The organism is Roseomonas indoligenes (assembly GCF_017813365.1).
GTDB lineage: Bacteria > Pseudomonadota > Alphaproteobacteria > Acetobacterales > Acetobacteraceae > Roseomonas > Roseomonas indoligenes.
On the sequence record NZ_JAGIZA010000010.1, the window covers coordinates 112,778 to 130,388 of the forward strand.

The 17,611-nt window shown below is 72.5% G+C and carries 15 protein-coding genes and 1 pseudogene; 7 read left to right on the forward strand and 9 right to left on the reverse strand.

Annotated features, from left to right (window positions below):
- The 6 genes from atpA (at position 1) to J5Y10_RS16785 (ending at position 6,515) form a co-directional block, all read left to right on the forward strand.
- Entirely contained in the window at positions 1-1,533 is a 1,533-nt protein-coding gene (atpA, locus tag J5Y10_RS16760; RefSeq protein WP_209375177.1) for a F0F1 ATP synthase subunit alpha, read from the forward strand.
- Between the two features lie 24 nt (positions 1,534-1,557).
- On the forward strand, positions 1,558-2,451 hold the full coding sequence (locus J5Y10_RS16765; protein ID WP_209375178.1) for a F0F1 ATP synthase subunit gamma: 894 nt from the start codon (positions 1,558-1,560) through the stop codon (positions 2,449-2,451).
- A 13-nt stretch (positions 2,452-2,464) separates the two neighbouring features.
- A complete protein-coding gene (gene atpD, locus J5Y10_RS16770; protein WP_209375179.1) occupies positions 2,465-3,895 on the forward strand; it encodes a F0F1 ATP synthase subunit beta in 1,431 nt (476 codons plus the stop codon).
- 4 nt (positions 3,896-3,899) lie between these two features.
- Positions 3,900-4,310, forward strand: coding sequence for an ATP synthase F1 subunit epsilon (atpC, locus tag J5Y10_RS16775; RefSeq protein ID WP_209375180.1), 411 nt, complete (start codon positions 3,900-3,902; stop codon positions 4,308-4,310).
- Positions 4,311-4,506: 196 nt separating this feature from the next.
- Positions 4,507-5,364, forward strand: a complete 858-nt coding sequence (locus J5Y10_RS16780) for a ferritin-like domain-containing protein (protein ID WP_209375181.1) — start codon at positions 4,507-4,509, stop codon at positions 5,362-5,364.
- Complete coding sequence (locus J5Y10_RS16785) at positions 5,361-6,515, forward strand: endo-1,4-beta-xylanase (protein WP_245214800.1); 1,155 nt, start codon at positions 5,361-5,363, stop codon at positions 6,513-6,515. Before J5Y10_RS16780 ends, J5Y10_RS16785 begins: the two co-directional genes overlap by 4 nt.
- On the opposite strand, the gene J5Y10_RS16790 is transcribed toward J5Y10_RS16785, so the two are convergent.
- The 5 genes from J5Y10_RS16790 to gpmI form a co-directional block, all read right to left on the reverse strand.
- The gene (locus J5Y10_RS16790) at positions 6,512-7,000 is read right to left on the reverse strand and encodes an RNA pyrophosphohydrolase (RefSeq protein ID WP_209375182.1); all 489 of its coding nucleotides are present in this window, start codon (positions 6,998-7,000) and stop codon (positions 6,512-6,514) included. The two genes, J5Y10_RS16785 and J5Y10_RS16790, sit on opposite strands and share 4 nt — an antisense overlap.
- Positions 6,997-8,181, reverse strand: a complete 1,185-nt coding sequence (locus J5Y10_RS16795) for a divergent polysaccharide deacetylase family protein (RefSeq protein ID WP_209375183.1) — start codon at positions 8,179-8,181, stop codon at positions 6,997-6,999. The genes J5Y10_RS16790 and J5Y10_RS16795 overlap by 4 nt, the downstream gene beginning before the upstream one ends.
- A 25-nt stretch (positions 8,182-8,206) precedes the next feature.
- Entirely contained in the window at positions 8,207-9,646 is a 1,440-nt protein-coding gene (locus J5Y10_RS16800) for a S41 family peptidase (protein ID WP_432761256.1), read from the reverse strand.
- A 109-nt stretch (positions 9,647-9,755) separates the two neighbouring features.
- Positions 9,756-11,090, reverse strand: coding sequence for a murein hydrolase activator EnvC family protein (locus J5Y10_RS16805; protein WP_209375184.1), 1,335 nt, complete (start codon positions 11,088-11,090; stop codon positions 9,756-9,758).
- Between the two features lie 7 nt (positions 11,091-11,097).
- Positions 11,098-12,630 (reverse strand): 2,3-bisphosphoglycerate-independent phosphoglycerate mutase, encoded by a 1,533-nt coding sequence (gene gpmI / locus J5Y10_RS16810; RefSeq protein ID WP_209375185.1) that lies wholly within the window; start codon positions 12,628-12,630, stop codon positions 11,098-11,100.
- Between the two features lie 116 nt (positions 12,631-12,746).
- Here gpmI and J5Y10_RS16815 point away from each other — a divergent pair, with 116 nt between their 5' ends.
- Positions 12,747-13,808, forward strand: a complete 1,062-nt coding sequence (locus J5Y10_RS16815) for an acyltransferase family protein (RefSeq protein WP_209375186.1) — start codon at positions 12,747-12,749, stop codon at positions 13,806-13,808.
- Here J5Y10_RS16815 and J5Y10_RS16820 read toward each other — a convergent pair.
- From J5Y10_RS16820 to rsfS, 4 genes and pseudogenes are all read right to left on the reverse strand, one after another.
- Positions 13,790-14,548: a class I SAM-dependent methyltransferase gene (locus tag J5Y10_RS16820; protein ID WP_209375187.1), complete on the reverse strand. Its 759-nt coding sequence runs from the start codon at positions 14,546-14,548 to the stop codon at positions 13,790-13,792. The two genes, J5Y10_RS16815 and J5Y10_RS16820, sit on opposite strands and share 19 nt — an antisense overlap.
- A gap of 79 nt (positions 14,549-14,627) precedes the next feature.
- Positions 14,628-15,302 carry an NnrU family protein gene (locus tag J5Y10_RS16825; protein WP_209375188.1) on the reverse strand — a complete coding sequence of 225 codons (675 nt, stop codon included), beginning with the start codon at positions 15,300-15,302 and terminating at the stop codon, positions 14,628-14,630.
- 92 nt (positions 15,303-15,394) lie between these two features.
- Positions 15,395-15,847 carry a 23S rRNA (pseudouridine(1915)-N(3))-methyltransferase RlmH gene (locus tag J5Y10_RS16830; RefSeq protein WP_209375275.1) on the reverse strand — a complete coding sequence of 151 codons (453 nt, stop codon included), beginning with the start codon at positions 15,845-15,847 and terminating at the stop codon, positions 15,395-15,397.
- 470 nt (positions 15,848-16,317) lie between these two features.
- Positions 16,318-16,761: pseudogene (rsfS, locus tag J5Y10_RS27955) on the reverse strand (ribosome silencing factor); the annotation flags it as partial.
- Positions 16,762-17,611 lie beyond the last annotated feature (850 nt).

The following is a 17,611-nucleotide window of genomic DNA, read 5'->3' on the forward strand; positions in this document are numbered from 1 at the left end:
ATGGACATTCGTCCCGCCGAGATTTCGGACATCCTGAAGCAGCAGATTGCTGGCTTCGACACCGAGGCCGATGTGGCCGAGGTGGGCACCGTGCTGACCGTGGGTGACGGCATCGCCCGTTGCTACGGCCTGCAGAACGTCATGGCCGGCGAGATGGTGGAGTTCCCCTCCGCCGGCGTGCGCGGCATGGCGCTGAACCTCGAGACCGACAATGTCGGCGTCGTGGTCTTCGGCGACGACAGCCGCATTCGCGAGGGTGACACCGTCTCCCGCACCGGGACCATCGTGGACGTGCCGGTCGGCAAGGGCCTGCTCGGCCGCGTGGTCGATGGCCTCGGCAACCCGATCGACGGCAAGGGCCCGCTGGTCGACGTGACGCGCAGCCGCGTCGAGGTGAAGGCGCCGGGCATCATCCCCCGCAAGTCCGTGCACGAGCCGATGCAGACCGGCATCAAGGCGATCGACAGCCTGATCCCGATCGGCCGCGGCCAGCGCGAGCTCGTCATCGGCGACCGTCAGACCGGCAAGACCGCTGTCATCATCGACACGATCCTGAACCAGAAGACCGTCAACGCCGGCACCGACGAGAGCAAGAAGCTCTACTGCATCTACGTCGCCATCGGGCAGAAGCGCTCCACGGTCGCCCAGCTCGTCCGCACCCTCGAGGAGCGCGGCGCGATGGAGTACTCCATCGTCGTGGCCGCCACGGCCTCCGACCCGGCGCCGATGCAGTTCCTTGCCCCGTACACCGGCTGCACGATGGGCGAGTTCTTCCGCGACAACGGCATGCACGCCGTCATCTTCTACGACGACCTGTCGAAGCAGGCCGTCGCCTACCGCCAGATGTCGCTGCTGCTGCGCCGTCCGCCGGGCCGCGAGGCCTATCCGGGCGACGTGTTCTACCTGCACTCCCGCCTGCTGGAGCGCGCGGCGAAGATGGGCGAGGGCGCTGGCCTCGGCTCGCTCACCGCGCTGCCGGTGATCGAGACGCAGGCGGGCGACGTTTCCGCCTATATCCCGACCAACGTGATTTCCATCACGGACGGCCAGATCTTCCTTGAGACGGAGCTGTTCTTCCGCGGCATCCGCCCGGCCGTGAACGTCGGCCTCTCCGTGTCCCGCGTGGGCTCGGCGGCTCAGATCAAGGCGATGAAGCAGGTCGCCGGCAAGATCAAGCTGGACCTCGCGCAGTACCGCGAGATGGCGGCCTTCGCGCAGTTCTCGTCGGACCTCGACGCCTCCACCCAGGCTCTGCTGGCCCGTGGCGCGCGCCTGACCGAGCTGCTGAAGCAGCCCCAGTACGCGCCGGTTCCCGTCGAGGAGCAGGTGGTGTCGATCTTCGCTGGCACGCGCGGCTACCTGGACAAGGTGCCCGTGAACCAGGTCGGTGAGTTCGAGCGCCGCATGCTCGGCGAGCTGAAGGCGGCCAAGCCGGAGATCCTGGAGTCGATCCGCAGCAGCGGGCAGATCACCGGCGACAACGACAAGGCGCTGGCAGGCTTCCTTGACGGCTTCGCGAAGTCCTTCGGCTGATCAGGGGCATCAGGAGAAGCCCCCATGGCCAGCCTTAAGGACCTGCGCGGTCGCATCAACAGCGTGAAGTCGACCCGCAAGATCACGCAGGCGATGAAGATGGTTGCCGCCGCCAAGCTGCGCCGCGCCCAGGCGCAGGCCGAGGCGGCGCGGCCCTATGCCCAGCGGATGGAGCGGATGCTCGCTTCCCTCGGCGCGGCGGTGGCGGGCAGCCCCGACGCGCCGCGGATGCTGATCGGCACGGGGCGCGACCAGGTCCATCTGCTGGTCGTCGTGACGGCCGAGCGCGGCCTGTCCGGCGCCTTCAACACGAATGCCGGCCGCTTCGCGCGCGCCCGCATCCGTGCCCTGGAGGCCGAGGGCAAGACGGTGAAGGTGCTCACCGTCGGCCGCAAGGGCACGACCTACCTGAAGCGCGAGTTCAGCAGCCGCTTCGTGGGCGACGTCAGCTACCACAACGTCAAGCGCATCGGCTTCGAGCAGGCCGACGAGCTGGCCACCCGCATCACCGCGATGCTGGAGGCCGGCGAGTTCGACGTCTGCACGCTGATCTACAACCGCTTCCAGAGCGTCATCAGCCAGGTTGCCAGCGAGCAGCGCCTGATCCCGGCGCCGCTTCCCGCCAACGACGCCACGGCCCCGGCCGCGGCGGGCGAGGCGCCGGCGCTGTACGAGTATGAGCCGGGCGAGGAGGAGCTTCTGGCGGCGCTGCTGCCGAAGAACCTCGCCATCCAGATCTACCGCGCGCTGCTCGAGAACGCGGCCGGCTTCTACGGAAGCCAGATGACCGCGATGGACAACGCCACGCGCAATGCGGGCGACATGATCAACAGGCTGACGCTCAACTACAACCGCACGCGACAGGCCAACATCACCAAGGAGCTGATCGAGATCATCTCCGGTGCTGAAGCGGTCTGACAGGAGCCATCCGATGAAGAACAATGTTGGCACGGTCACGCAGATCCTTGGCCCGGTGGTGGACGTGCAGTTCCCCTCCGAGCTGCCGAACATCCTCAACGCGCTGACCACCCAGGTCGGCGACCGCACCCTCGTCCTCGAGGTCGCGTCGCATCTCGGCGAGCGCACCGTCCGCACCATCGCCATGGACACCACGGACGGTCTGATCCGCGGCACCGAGGTGGTGGACACTGGCAAGGGCATCGCGGTGCCCGTGGGTGAGGGCACGCTCGGCCGCATCGTGAACGTCATCGGCGAGCCGATCGACGAGCGCGGCCCGGTTCCGCACGACAAGACCTACACCATCCACCGCGCCGCCCCGGCCTTCGAGGAGCAGGCGACGAGCACCGAGATCCTGGTCACGGGCATCAAGGTGGTGGACCTGCTGGCTCCCTACTCCAAGGGCGGTAAGATCGGCCTGTTCGGCGGCGCCGGCGTCGGCAAGACCGTGACGATCCAGGAGCTGATCAACAACATCGCCAAGGGCCATGGCGGCGTGTCCGTCTTCGCCGGCGTGGGCGAGCGCACCCGCGAGGGCAACGACCTCTACCACGAGATGATCGATGCCGGCGTCATCAAGCTCGGCGAGAACGGCGGCACCGAGGGTTCCAAGGTGGCGCTGGTCTATGGCCAGATGAACGAGCCGCCGGGCGCTCGCGCGCGCGTCGCCCTCTCCGGCCTGTCCATGGCGGAGTACTTCCGCGATGAGCAGGGCCAGGACGTGCTCTTCTTCATCGACAACATCTTCCGCTTCACCCAGGCGGGCGCCGAGGTTTCGGCCCTGCTGGGCCGCATCCCCTCCGCGGTGGGCTACCAGCCGACGCTGGCCACCGACATGGGCGCGCTGCAGGAGCGGATCACCTCCACGAAGAAGGGTTCGATCACCTCGGTCCAGGCCATCTACGTGCCCGCCGACGACCTGACCGACCCGGCCCCGGCCACCTCCTTCGCCCACTTGGACGCGACGACGGTGCTGAACCGCTCGATCGCCGAGCTGGGCATCTTCCCGGCCGTGGACCCGCTGGACTCCACCTCCCGCGCGCTCGATCCGCGCGTGGTGGGCGAGGAGCACTACCGCGTGGCCCGCGAGGTGCAGCGCGTCCTGCAGACCTACAAGTCCCTGCAGGACATCATCGCCATCCTGGGCATGGATGAGCTGTCCGAGGAGGACAAGCTGGTCGTGGCGCGCGCGCGCAAGATCCAGCGCTTCCTCTCCCAGCCGTTCCACGTGGCCGAGGTCTTCACCGGCACGCCGGGCGTCTTCGTGAAGCTCGAGGACACGATCCGCTCCTTCGCGGGCATCGTGGCCGGCGAGTACGACCACCTCCCCGAGGCCGCCTTCTACATGGTCGGCACTATCGAGGAGGCCGTGAAGAAGGCCGAGACCCTGAAGGCGACGGCCTAAATCCATGGCCACCTTCGACCTCGAGCTGGTGAGCCCGGAGCGCCTGCTCCTCTCGCGCCCCGTCGAGATGGCGGTGATCCCGGCCTATGAGGGCGAGATGGGCGTGCTGCCCGGCCATTCCCCGATGATCGTCGCCCTCCGGGGCGGCGTGATCCGGGTGACGGAAGGCGGTCGTGAGACCGAGAGCCTGTTCATCATGGGCGGCTTCGCGGAAATCACTCCCACCCGCATGACGGTGCTGGCCGATGAGGCCACGCCGCTCGCGACCCTCTCCCGCGCCGCCGCCGCGCAGCGCGTGACGGAGGCGGAGGCCGCCCTGGCCGCCGCCGCGAACGACGCGCCGGAGATCCGGGACCGGGCGAGCGACCGCCTCCAGGCCGCCCGCGCCATGCAGGACGCTGCCCAGGCCGCCTGAGGGTAGCCCTGGCAGGAGAATCGGGGCGCCCGGGGCCGATTGGCACCGGGCGCTTCGCCGTTTCAGTGGCTGGCTCCTGCCACCGGATCACAACCCGACGTTGAATTGCCTCAGGGCTTGAAAGAATCGTCCCGGGGCCGGCAAATGCGGAACTGGCGCGGCCCTCCATTGGCTGCCCCGCGGGAAGATGGGTTTCATGAAGCACTGGACGCTCGATCAGATCGCCTGGGACAAGTTCGATCCCTCGAAGGTCGATCCCGAGATCGTGCCGCTGGTGAAGGCCGCCGCCCTGGTCGAGAAGAACGGCGTGGACTACGCCGTCTACCTGAACAACGTGTTCGTCGGTGATCCCGACTTCTCCAGGGCCGCCGACAACTGGGCGGTGGAGGAGGTGCAGCACGGCGACGCGCTCGGCCGATGGGGCGAGATGGCCGATCCCGGCTGGTCCTTCGACGATGCCTTTGACCGCTACCGCGCCGGCTACAAGATCGACGTGAAGGCCGATGCCTCCATCCGCGGCTCCCGCACGGGGGAGCTGATCGCGCGCTGCATGGTGGAGACGGGAACCTCCTCCTACTACACCGCGCTCGGCGACAGCACGGAGGAGCCGGTGCTGCGCCAGGTCTGCCGCCTGATCGCTGCGGACGAGTATCGGCACTTTAAGCTCTTTTACGACCACATGAAGCGCTATCTGGCGCGGGAGAAGCTCTCTTTCCCCAAGCGGTTGCGCGTGGCCGCCGGGCGGATCGGGGAGTCCGAGGACGACGAGCTGGCCTACGCCTACCACTGCGGCAACGAGACCGCGGATACCTCCTACAGCCATGACCGCTGCATCACCGGCTACATGGGCCGGGCGATGTCCTTCTACCGGTTCCGGCACATCGAGCGGGGCATGGGCATGGTCTTCAAGTCGATCGGGCTGGAACCGCGCGGCCGCATGTCGGACCTCGCGGCCAAGGGTGCCTGGAGGCTCCTGCAGTGGCGGCGGGAGAAGTACCGGCAGGCCCTGACGCGCGCCGCCAACGAGAACGCGCCCCGCAGCGCCGCCGCATGATGAACGCGCTTCCCCCGTCTCTCCCGGCGGGGGAGGCGACCCGTCGCGCGGCGCTCGGCATGGCGCTGGCCGCCATCAGCGGCTGCGCCCGTGCCCAGCCGGCCAACCCCGACCTGAACCCGCCCCCCGGCCTGTGGCAGATTGCCCGCGGCCGCGGCTTCACCTTCGGCGCTGCGGTCCAGGCGAACATGCTCGCCTCCGACCCCCTTTACGCCGCCGCCTATGAGCGGGAGGCGGGCGTGCTGGTGCCGGAATTTGAGGGCAAGTGGTCCGTCCTTCAGCCGAAGGAGGGGGAGTTCGACTTCTCCCAGCTGGACGCGATCATCAACTGGGGCCAGGCCCGGGGCCGCCCGGTCCGCGGCCACGCCCTGGTGTGGCATGAGGCCTTCCCCGACTGGGCCGTGGCCGCCATCGCAGAGAGCCAGCAGCGCGCCCGCAGCGTGATGGCCGCCCATTTCACCCGGGTTCTGGCCACCACCCGCCTGCGGATCCGTGACTGGGACGTGGTCAACGAGGCCGTCGCCGATCCGCCGGGCAGCGACACGCCCCAGGCGGACGGCGAGTTGCGGAACTCCCCCTTCTTCCGCGCCCTCGGGCCCGGCTACATCGAGACCGCCTTCCGCATGGCGCGGGAGCAGGACGCGACGCTGCGGCTGGTCCTGAACGACTACGGCGTGGAGGAGGACACACCCTGGGCAGAGGAGAAGCGCCGCCGGCTGCTAAACCTTGTCCGCGACCTCGTCCGCAAGCGCGTGCCAATCGATGCGGTGGGCATCCAGGCGCATCTGCAGATGCGGAACCCGTTCAACCCCGTGGTGTTCGGCAACTTCCTCCGCGCCATCCGGGCGGAGGGCCTTTCCGTGCTGGTGACGGAACTGGACATCCGCGAGGGTGACAGCGTGCCGGACGACTACGTGGCGCGGGACCGGGTGGTGGCCGAGCGCATCTCCGCCTTTATCTCGGCCAGTGCCGAGGCGGGGGTCAGGACCTTCCTCACCTGGGGTCTGGTGGACCGCTTCTCCTGGACGGTGGTCGAGGCCGCGGTGGCCCGCCGGGACGGCAAGCTGCACCGCGCCCTGCCGCTGGACTGGGAGTACAACCGCAAGGAAATGTGGCGGGCCATGGCCCGTAGCTTCAATACCGCGGCCTAGCCGGGAACGGCGTAGCGGGTGAAGTCCCGTGCCACTCGCTCGTAGATTGGGCGGCGGAACGGCACGGCGATGGCCGGCAGCTCCGCCAGCGGCGCCCAGCGCCAGGCGTCGAACTCCTGGTGCCGGTCCGCGTCCAGCCTGATCTCGCTGTCCTGCCCCAGGAAGCGCAGCGCGAACCAGAGCTGGGTCTGGCCGCGAAACCGGCCGCCGAGCGCCTTGCCGACGAGATGGGCGGGCAGGTCGTAGTCCAGCCACTCCGCCATGCGCCCGATCACCTGGGCGTTGCGCGTGCCGATCTCCTCGGACAACTCGCGCAGCACCGCGGTCTCCGGATCCTCGCCCTCGTCCAGCCCGCCCTGCGGCATCTGCCAGGCGCCGGAATTCGTCTCCCCGGCCGGCTGGTCGGCGCGGCGGCCAATGAAGACCAGCCCGTCGCGGTTGAAGAGGCAGGCGCCGACATTCGGGCGCAGGGGAAGTTGGGTCATCTCGGTTCCCGGGGAATGTCCTCGGGGCGGCGGATCAGGGCGGTGAGGGGGGCGATCACTACCCCCCGCTCCGCCAGCCCCGCAGCCCAGGCGGCCACGCGGTCCACCAGCACGGGGGAGACATCTCCCGCAAGCCCCAGCGCCGTGCCCTTCTCCCGTGCCACCCGCTCCAGCTCCGCCAGGCGACGGTCGATCTCGCTCCGCGTCGCAGGCTCGTCCACCACCAGATCGACCGTCCGCCCCCAGGCGCGAGCGGGGGATGGGGCGCCCGGGCGAGGATCGACATAGAGGAGGCCGCGCTGCCGCAGCACGTCCTGCAATCCGCCCAGGGATTCCGGCAGGGCCGCGAAGCGCTCCCCCCGCATCGGGCCGAGGGCGCCCACTGCCCCTACCTGCCCGGCGATGCGGGAGAGGGACCAGGCCAGCCGGTCCGCGTTCTCCGCCGGCGGCAGGCTGGTCAGCAGGGCGCGGTCGCCCGGATCGTTCACCGGGTAATTCGCGGGTTCCAGCGGCAGGGCGCTCAGCACCTCCATGCCGCGCGCCCGGGCACGATCCAGCAGCGGGGCGGGGCGGGCGGCGTAGGGGGAAAAGGCGAGGGCGGTCTCGGGCGGCAGGCGGCGGATCGCCTCCTCCGACAAAGCGGCGGAGAGGCCGAGATTGCCGACCACCAGCGCGACCCGCGGCCGCGTCTCCGCCCGGTCGAAAGGACGGCCATAGGCCCGGATCGGGGTTCGCCCGTCCGCCCCCGCGCGTGGCAGCGGACCGTGGGGGGAAGGCTCCTGCAGGGCGGGGTCGGGGGGCGGGATCGGCCGGTCGGCCGGGGCCTCCGTCCGTGCGGCCGGCGCGGGCAGCGGGGGCGGCTCGGGCGCGCTGGGCGGCGCCTCCGCTTCGCGGGCTGGGGGTGCCGCTTCCGGCACGGCCGGGGCTGGCGCAGCAGGAGGGGGCGCCACATCGCCCGCGGCGCGAGGCGTCTCGGGCGGGGAGGGGGATGCCGCTTCCGAAGGAGGCGGGCTTACGGGCTGGGGCTCCGGCACCGTTCGCGGCGGCGCGGATGCCGCTACGCCATCCCGGCGCAGCGAGGCCGGGATCCCATCCTCGGGCGGCCCCGCCCGGTGCAGGGCAAAGGCCCCGGCGCCGAGCCCGGCCAGCACGATAAGCCAGAAGACGCCGAGGGCCTTCATTGCCGGCTTCGGCGCCCTCTACAGGTCAGCGGCTGGCGCGGCGCTGCGGCGGGGCGCCGGCAATGCTGTGCAGAAGCCCGATGGCCTGCTGGAGCTGGTGGTCCGTCTCCGGCTTCGTCGGATCGAAGGCGGGCGCACCCTCCGGGGGCATGCGCTGCACGGCGGAGACGGCGCCCTGGGGCAGGTTCAGCGGCGGCAGCGGCGCGGGCGGGCGGGCATTCACGCCCGTGGCGCCGGTCCCGGTGCTGTCGTTCCGGAGGGCACGGTTCAGGTCCGCCTCGCGGTCGCGCTCGCGGTTCTGCTGCGCGTCCTCGCGCTGGGCCAGCACCTCGATGTCCGGCTGGATGCCGGTGGCCTGGATGGAGCGGCCGGAGGGGGTGTAGTAGCGCGCGGTGGTCAGGCGAATGGCGCCGTTCCCCGGCAGCGGCATCACCGTTTGCACGGAGCCCTTGCCGAAGCTCTTCACGCCCATGACGATCGCGCGCCGGTGGTCCTGCAGCGCGCCCGCCACGATCTCGCTGGCGGAGGCGGAGCCGGCATTCACGAGAACCACGACCGGCAGGCCGGAGGTGATGTCGCCGGACTTCGCGTTCCAGCGCTGCGCGTCCTCGGGCCGGCGGGCGCGGGTGGAGACGATCTCGCCCTGGTCCAGGAAGTCGTCGGAGACCTGGATGGCCTGGTCCAGCAGCCCGCCCGGGTTGTTCCGCAGGTCCAGCACCACGCCCTTCAGCCCGCCGCTCCCGGCCTGGCTGCGCAGCGTCTGCAGCGCCCGGCGCAGGCCCACCTCGGTCTGCTCGTTGAAGGAGGTGAGGCGGACGTAGGCGATGTCCCCCGCCTCAAGCCGCGCGCGGACCACCTGCGGGCGGATGACGTCTCGGGTCAGGGTCAGCTCCACCGGGGTGGCCGTGCCCTCCCGCCGGATCGTCAGGCGGATGGAGCTGCCGCGCTCGCCCCGCATCTGGTCCACCGCTTCCTGCAGCGTCAGGCCCTGGGTGGTCTTCTCGTTGATGTGGGTGATCAGGTCGCCCGGCTTCACCCCGGCGCGCGCCGCCGGCGTGTCGTCGATCGGGGAGATCACCTTCACGTAGCCGGCCTCCTGCGAGACCTCGATGCCCAGGCCGCCGAACTCGCCGCGGGTTTGCACCTGCATGTCGCGGAAGTTGCGAAGGTTCATGTAGGAGGAGTGCGGGTCCAGCCCCTGCAGCATCCCGTTGATCGCGTTCTCGATCACCTCGCGGTCGTTCACGGGTTCCACGTACTCGGCCCGCACCCGCTCGAACACGTCGCCGAAGAGGTTCAGCAGCCGGTAGGTCTCTGCGCGCGACCCCTCCTGGGCCCAGGCGGTCACCACGGGGCCGGCGATGGCGCCGGCGGTGAAAGCCGCGGCGACCGCGGCCATGGTGCGCGCGCGGCGGCGGGGCTTCTCGTTGCTTTCGGCCTGGATACGCTCAGCAGGAACTCGCATCCGTCAGACACCCCTCTCGCCGTGGCGGGCCACGGTGCTTCCATTTTGCCGGAGGGCGTCCTGCCCTTCGGTTAAGCCCCAGCCGGCCGGACCCGGGCCGCACGGCGCCTCAGCCCCTCGAAGTCCAGCCCGCAGGGTCCACGGGCTGCCCGCCGCGGCGCAACTCAAGGTATAGCGTCGCGCGGCCCCCGCCAGATACCCCGGCGTTACCAAGTGTTCCCACGGCCTCCCCGGCCAGAACGCGCTGCCCGGGCTCCGCGTCCAGCCGGTCGAGACCGGCCAGGACGAAATGGTATCCGCCGCCGCAATCCACAATCAACATCCGCCCGTAGGAGCGGAAAGGGCCGGAGAAGACCACCCGCCCGCCGCAGGGGCTGACCACCCGCGCCCCGGCGGGCGCGGCCCAGGTCTGGCCATTGGCGCCGGCCTGGCCGAAGGCGCGCTGGACGGACCCCGCCACGGGTGCCCCGCGGGAGGTGCGGGGCGGGGCCGCGGCCTCTCGCAGGCGCTCCCGCGCGGCCTCGGCGCTCTCCCGCGCTTCCTCCTCGTCCCGCGCGGCCTGCCGCGCCTCGTTCTCCCGCGCCCGGCCCTCGGCCTCCTGACGTCGGGCGGCCGCCTCGCGCTGCCGGGCCTCGGCGGCGCGCTCGCGCCGCTCCGCCTCGGCACGCTCCCGCGCCTCCCGCGCCCGGGCCTCGCGCTCCAGCCGCTCCACCGCGCCCCGCAGGTCGCGGGCACCCGCGGCCGCGTCGGCCGCGCGGCGGGTGGCAGCGTCCTCGGCGCCCTGCGCGCCCTCCCGCCGGGCGCGGGCCTCGGCCAGCGCCGCCTCCACTGCCTCCGCCGCTTCCCGGGCCGCGGCGCGAGCCGCCACCAGGCGGGCCCGCTCCGCCTCCAGCACCGCCGCCTTCCGGACGGCCTCCTCCTTCGCCGCGCGGTATTCCGCCGCCTCTCGCGCCAGGCGGGCCGCGACACCGCGCAGCACCAGCGCGCCGCGCAGCGCCTCCTCCGGCGGGGCGGGGATAACCAGCAGCGTCTCGGCCGGCCAGAGGCCGAGGCGGCGCATGGCGGGGATCAGGGGCGCCAGGATCTCGGCGCGGCGGGTCAGGTCCGCCTCTGCGGCGTCGCGGGCGGTGGCGGCCTCCGCCAGCCGGGCCTCCGCCTCGGCCACGGCCTCCTCGGCGGCCACGGCGCGGCGCCCGGCCTCCGCACGGCGGGCGGAGAGGGCGCGCTCGGCCGCTTCCGCCGCACGGGCGTCGCGGCCGATGGCGGCGGCCTCGTCCCGGGCCGTGCGGGCACTGCGCTCCACCTCCTCCAGGGCACGCCGGCTCGGCTGCGCCAGGGCCGGAAGGCAGGCCAGGCCGGGGATGAGCCCGAGCAGAAGCGCCAGGCGCAGTGGCCGTTTCCGTCGCGCCTGAGGGCAGGGGGCGCGGTGGCCGCCCGGGCTCACGTCATGCTCACCCGGGCGGGGCGTCGATCAGGCTGCGCCCGGTCATCGCCACCGGCTGCGGCAGGCCGAGCAGGGCCAGCATCGTGGGCGCCAGGTCCGCCAGCCGGCCATCATGCAGCGCGCTTCCCTGCGGGCCGCCCATCAGAAGCACGGGCACCGGGTTCAGCGTGTGCGCGGTGTGCGGGCCGCCCGTGACGGGATCCTTCATCAGCTCCGCATTGCCGTGGTCCGCCGTGACCAGCAGCGCGCCGCCGATGTCCCGGATGGCGCCCGCGATCCGGCCCAGCCCGGCATCCGCCGCCTCGCAGGCCTTGATCGCGGCGGCGAGGCTGCCGGTGTGCCCGACCATGTCGGCATTGGCGAAGTTGAGGATGATCATGTCGTAAGTGCCGGAGCGGATGGCCGCCTCCGCCTTCGCCGCCAGCTCCGGCTCCGACATCTCCGGCTGCAGGTCGTAGGTCGCCACCTTGGGGGAGGCGACCATGACCCGGTCCTCGCCGGGGGAGGGCGTCTCCTCCCCGCCGTTCAGGAAGTAGGTGACGTGGGGGTACTTCTCCGTCTCCGCCATGCGGAGCTGCCGCATCCCCGCCTTGGCGACGGTGGGGCCCAGCAGGTCGTGCATGGGCTGCGGCGGGAAGAGCGTCTCCAGGAAAGGGTTCAGCGCCTCGGAGTACTCCGTCATCGCGATGGCGGCGCAGAACTTCGGCACGCGGGGCCGCGCGAAGCCGTCGAAGGCGGGGTCCAGCAGGGCGGCCATGATCTGCCGCACCCGGTCCGCGCGGAAGTTGAAGCACAGAACGGCGTCGCCGTCCTTCATGCCCTGGTACCCCGGCAGGACGGTGGCGGGGACGAACTCGTCCGTCTTTCCCGCGGCATGGGCGGCGCGCACGGCCTCCAGCGCGTTCGGGGCGGTTGCGCCCTCCGCCAGGACCATGGCGCGCCAGGCCTGGGAGACGCGCTCCCAGCGATGGTCCCGGTCCATGGCGAAGTAGCGGCCGGTGATCGTGGCGATGCGCGCGCCCTCCGGCAGCGCCGTCTGGAAGGCGGGCAGGGTGGTCTCGGCAGCCTCCGGCGGGGTGTCGCGGCCATCCGTCCAGGCATGGACGTCCACGGGGATGCCCTGGCCCGCGATGATCTTCGCGATCGCCAGCGCGTGGTCCTGGTGCGCGTGCACCCCGCCCGGGGAGAGCAGGCCCATGAGGTGCAGCGTGCCGCCCGTGGCCTTCAGCTTCGCGCCCAGTGCCGCCAGCGGCGGCATGGCGGCAAGGGAGCTGTCGGCGATGGCGGCACCGATCCGCGGCAGGTCCTGCATCACCACGCGGCCGGCGCCGATGTTCAGGTGGCCCACCTCGGAATTGCCCATCTGCCCTTCCGGCAGGCCCACATCGGGGCCGCAGGTGCGGAGGAAGGCGCGAGGGCAGGAGGACCAGAGGCTGTCGAAGGTCGGCGTGTCCGCCTGCAGCACGGCATTGTCCGCCCGCTCCTCCCGCCAGCCCCAGCCATCCAGGATGACGAGCATGACGGGCTTCGGACGGGCCATCGGGCGCTCCTGGCGTGCGGGTGCGCCTGCCATAGCGCCGGGCCGGGGGCTTGAACAGGGATCGGGCCCGTGGCCGCCGGCTTCTAGAAAAGTCGACGGTGCAACATGATGGGGCGATGCCCGCCCGTATGCCCCAGCTCGCCTCCATCCAGTACCTGCGGGCGGTCGCCGCGCTGATGGTGGTGATCTACCATGCCCGGCTGCAGACGGACCGGCTGGACCTGCCGCTCTGGGGTACGGACCCGCTGGCGGCGGGGGTGGACGTCTTCTTCATCATCAGCGGCCTCATCATGTGGGTGACGACGGCAGTGCAGCCGGTCGCGCCCGCGACCTTCTGGTGGCGCCGGCTGGTGCGGGTCGTGCCGCTCTACTGGGCGCTCACCGGCATGCTCGTGACCGTTTCCCTCGTCGGGCCGAGTCTGCTGCGGACCGCGCGCTTCGACCCGGCCCATGTGCTGGCCTCCTTTCTCTTCCTGCCCTGGCCGCACCCCGCCATGGGCCTGCCCCTGCCGGTCCTCATCCCCGGCTGGACCCTGAACTACGAGATGGCCTTCTATTTCCTCTTTGGCCTGGCCCTGCTGCTGCCGGCCCGGGCGCGGTTCTGGGCGGTTGGGGCGGCGCTGGCCTTGCCCGTGGTCCTGGCCCATCTCCTGTACCCGCCGGGCCTCGTGCTGGCCTTCTACGGCTCCAGCCTGGTGCTGGAATTCTGGGGGGGGATGGCGCTCGGGCGGCTGCTGCTCGCCGGGCGGCTCCCCGGGGCGGGGGCTTCGGCGCTGCTGCTGGCGCTGGGCTTCGCCCTACTGCCCCTGGGCTGGGCGTGGTCGGAAGCCCTCTCCCGCGGCGTCGCCCTCGGCCCGCCCGCCCTGCTGGTGGTGCTCGGCGCGCTGGGGATGGAGGCGGCTGGGCGGGTTCCGTCCCGGCCCCTGCCCCTGCTGCTCGGCGACGTTTCCTACGCCATCTATCTTTGCCACGTCACGGTGCTGGCGGTCTCCGCCGAGGTCTGGCGGCGCCTCCCGATGCCGGGCGGACCGGCGGGAACGCTGATCTTCCTCCTGGCGGTGACGGCGGCCTCGATCGGGGCTGGGCTGGTGCTCTACCGGCTGGTGGAACTGCCCCTTCGGCGGGCCATGCGGGGCCGGGAGGTCCGGCTGCCGGCGGCTCAGGCGCGGGCGGTATAGGCCCGGAAGACCTCCAGCTCCGTCGCGCAGGCAGCATCGCGGAACCCGGCCGCGTCCAGCGCGCCGAGGATGGTCTCGGCCGGCACGCAGGCCTCGATCGTCTCCCAGTAGTAGCGCATCAGCTCGCCGGAGCGGTGCCGGGGCGCGGCGATGCGGCAGAGCGCGGGGATGACCGCGCCCATGTAGAAGCGCTCGACCATGCGGGCGAGGCGGCTCTCCGGCCGGCCGATCTCCAGCAACAGCACCGTGCCCCCGGGGCGCAGCACGCGCCGGTACTCCGCGAAGGCGGCGCCGAGATCGGCCACGTGGCGCAGCGCGTAACCCATGGAGAGGAAGTCCACGCTGTCATCGGGCAGCGGGATGCGCTCCGCCCGCCCCTGGACGAGGGTGACGCCCGGCAGGACCTTCCGGGCTTCCGCCAGCATGCCTTCGCTCGGGTCCAGGCCGGTGACGAGGGCCGGGTCGCCCGTGATCGCCACCGCCTGCCGCGCGACGAGCCCCGTGCCCACAGCCACGTCCAGCACCTGCATCCCCGGGCGCAGCCCCGCCTCCCGCAGCGCGCGGCGGCGGTAGCCCGGGCCGGTGCCGAGGGAGAAGATGCGGTCGATCCGGTCGTAATGCGGCGCCGTCTCGTCGAAGAGGGCGCGGACGAAGCCCTCCCGTTCCTCCGCCCGGCCGTAGCGGTGGGCGAGGACGGGGTGCGGGGCGACGGCTTCGGTGTCTGGCGTGGTCCCGGTCATGCGGGGCCGATCCCTGGACGATGGACCGCCAGGAATCGCCTGCCCCGCGTCCCGATGCAAGGGACGGCTGCGCGAGGGATCAGTACGGCAGGGGCGAGACCCCGAAGATCACGGGATGCAGGTGCAGCATCGCCGCCCAGGCCAGAAGCCCCACCAGGCCCGGCAGGACGACCTGCCGCCACGCCACCCGGTTCCGCCCGGCCAGGACGGCCCCGAAGGGCAGGATCGAGGTGCGGGCGGCGAAACCGGCCCAGCCCTGCGGGTCCCGCGCCGCCACCTTGGCGTCCAGCGACGGCATGCCGAGCGCTGCCGTCACCAGGAAGGCACCGAAGAAGACGAGCGAGGCCGAATCTCCGTTCCCGACGACGTGGACCGCCGCCCAGATGGCAAAGGACCAGAGCATCGGGTGGCGGGTGATCCGCAGCACGCCGGCCGGTTCCGCCGAGAGCGCCCCGCCCTGGCCCACGGAGGTCGGGTTCCGCGCCATGAGGCTACCGGCGAAGAGGATGAAGGCCGCGAGCATCGCTGCCACCAGCACCCAGCCAAGCGGGCGCGGCACGGACCAGAGCACCGCGGTCGGCGCGCTGCGCCAGGCCAGGACGAGCAGGGTGATCGCGAGGGCTGAGGCGAGGGAGAAGGTGGTGCGGAACCCGCCCTCGCCCAGGCGCGCCGCCAAAGCTGCCCTGGCCCGCGTACCGGCGATGCCGACATGCAGCAGAACCCAGATCAGCGCCGCGACGACCAGAGCGATCATGGAGGCGAGACTAGCTCAACTATCCGTGATCTGAAACTCTTTCGTGTTGGGGAAGGGCGTGTGAGGAAGGTCTGGAAGCGACGTCCTGCCGCTCAGCCCGGACGCCATGCACGGTGGTAGGGATGGTTCGTCCGGATGCACTGGGCGCGGAACAACGCCTCGGCCAGCAAGCCGCGCACCAGCATATGGGGCCAGGTCAGCTGGCCGAGGGAAAGGCGATGGTCGGCGCGCGCCAGCACCGATTCGTCGAGCCCCTCCGCCCCGCCAATGAGGAAAGCGAGCGGCCGGGCCGCCTCTGCCCAGGCGGCGGTCTGTGCCGCGAGCCGGGCGCTGTCCGGCATCTCGCCGCCGAGATCGAGCGCCACCGCCATCGCCTCGGACGGGATGGCTGCGAGGAGGAGCGCGCCCTCCCGCCGCCGGATCTCGGCGGGGGAGCCCTTCGCCTCCGCCAGTTCCCGCAGGTGCAGGGCCGGGCGGAGGCGGGCGTTGTAGTGCTCGAAGAGCGCCGCCTCCGGCCCGCCGCGCGCGCGGCCGACGGCGAGCAGGAGCGGGGGCTTCAGTCCTTCCTGCCCTTCTTCCGGGTGTTCGCGCCCTCGCTCAAGGTCGCGGCACCGCCGGACTCCTCGTCGGGGAAGGTGGGCTGCATGTCCTCGCCGGTGACGTTGAAGGAGAAGCCGGCGGGGCCATCCAGCGCCTCGCCGCGGGGCAGGATGGCCCCGTCGCCGTTGCCGCCCGGGCGGCCATCGCCGAGCTCGCCGATATAGGCGCGGTCCTGCGCGTCACCGGCCTGGGCGTCGTCGGCATCGCCGTCCACCATCGGCTTGCGGGGATCGGGGGCTGCCGCGGTCTCGTCGTCGGTCATGCTGTCGTCCTCATCCTCGTCGCCGGAATCCTGGTCCCCGGAATCCTCGTCCCCGACGACATCATCGTCGTCGAGGTCGTCGTCGTCCCCGTCGGCCAGGACGTCGTCCGGGCCCTCGTCACCCGCCGCCCCGTCGGAGGGGCGCGCCGACATGGTGCCCTCCTCCGGTGCCGGGCTGTCCGGGCCCCACATGCGCTCCAGCGCGTAGTTCTGCCGCGCCTCCGGCTTGAAGAGGTGGATGACCAGGTCGCCGGCATCCAGCAGCACCCAGTCCGGCGAGGCCTCCGTGCGGATGCGGCGGATGCCGTGCTCCGCCAGCGCCTCCTCCACGTGCCGCGCCATGGCCTCGATCTGCCGCTCCGCCAGGCCGGTGGCGACCACCATGCGGTCCGCGAAGGCGGAGCGGGAGGCGACGTCCAGCACCACCACGTTCTCGGCCTTGTCGTCCTCCAGGCTCGTCACGGTGGCGCGCACCAGCTCCTCCAGCCGGTCCGGGCTGGGGGCGGGGCGGGGCTGCGTGCGGCCGCGCTGCTTCGGGCCGGCGACGGTGGCGCGCTTGCGGGGGGTGGGGGCCGCCTCAGCCTCCAGCTCCGCGATGCGGGCGGCCGTCTCGTCGGGCACGGGCTTCGCTGCACGGGCGCGCGCGGGTGCGCGGGCAGGAGCCTTTGCGGAGGCCTGCTCCGCGACCTCGGTCACCGTCCGGACCGCGGCCTTCGCGGGGGCCTTTCGGGCAGCGGGGGTCCTGGGCGCCGGCGCCCTGGCAGCAGGGCGGGCCGCAGCGGCGCGGGAGGGCGCCTTCGGCGCCTCGTCACGAGCCGCCGTGCGGGGCGTGGTGGCGCGCCCGCGCGCGGGGGCGGCTGGCTCCGCGGTGCGGCGGGCCGGGCTCGCGGCCGCCTTCGGCGCGGGGGCGGCCCTGGAGGAGCGGGCCGGGGCGACCTTCACGGCGCGGGCGGGTGCCCTGGCCGGGGCGGTGCGGGCCGTCGTGGCGCGGCCGGTGGCTGGCTTCGCGGCGCTGCTGGCGGGAGCCTTCGGCGCGGGCGCCCTGGACCGGCTCGGGGCAGCGGTCGTGCCCGCGCGGGACGTCGTGGCAGGAGCCTTGCGCGCGGGAGCAGCGGCCTTGCGGGCCGGCGCGGCGGACGCGGTGCGAGCGGGCGCCGCGGAAGTCTTGCGCGCGGGTGCCGGGGCGGCCTTGCGCGCTGGCGCTGCGGAAGCCTTGCGGGCCGGCGCGGCGGCGGAGGTCCGGCGCGCGGGTGCCGCAGGGGCCTTCGCCCGGGTGGCGGTGGGCGTCGCGGCCGAGGCCCGGGCGGGCGCCGGCTTCTCGGCCCGGGACGCCGGCTTCCCGGCCGTGGTCTTGCGGGCCCCGGCGGCGGGGGGCTTCGGCCGCGTGGTCCGGCTGCGGGTGTTGCCGCCGGTGGGTTCCTTGGGGGTGCGGGCCATGACTCGCTCT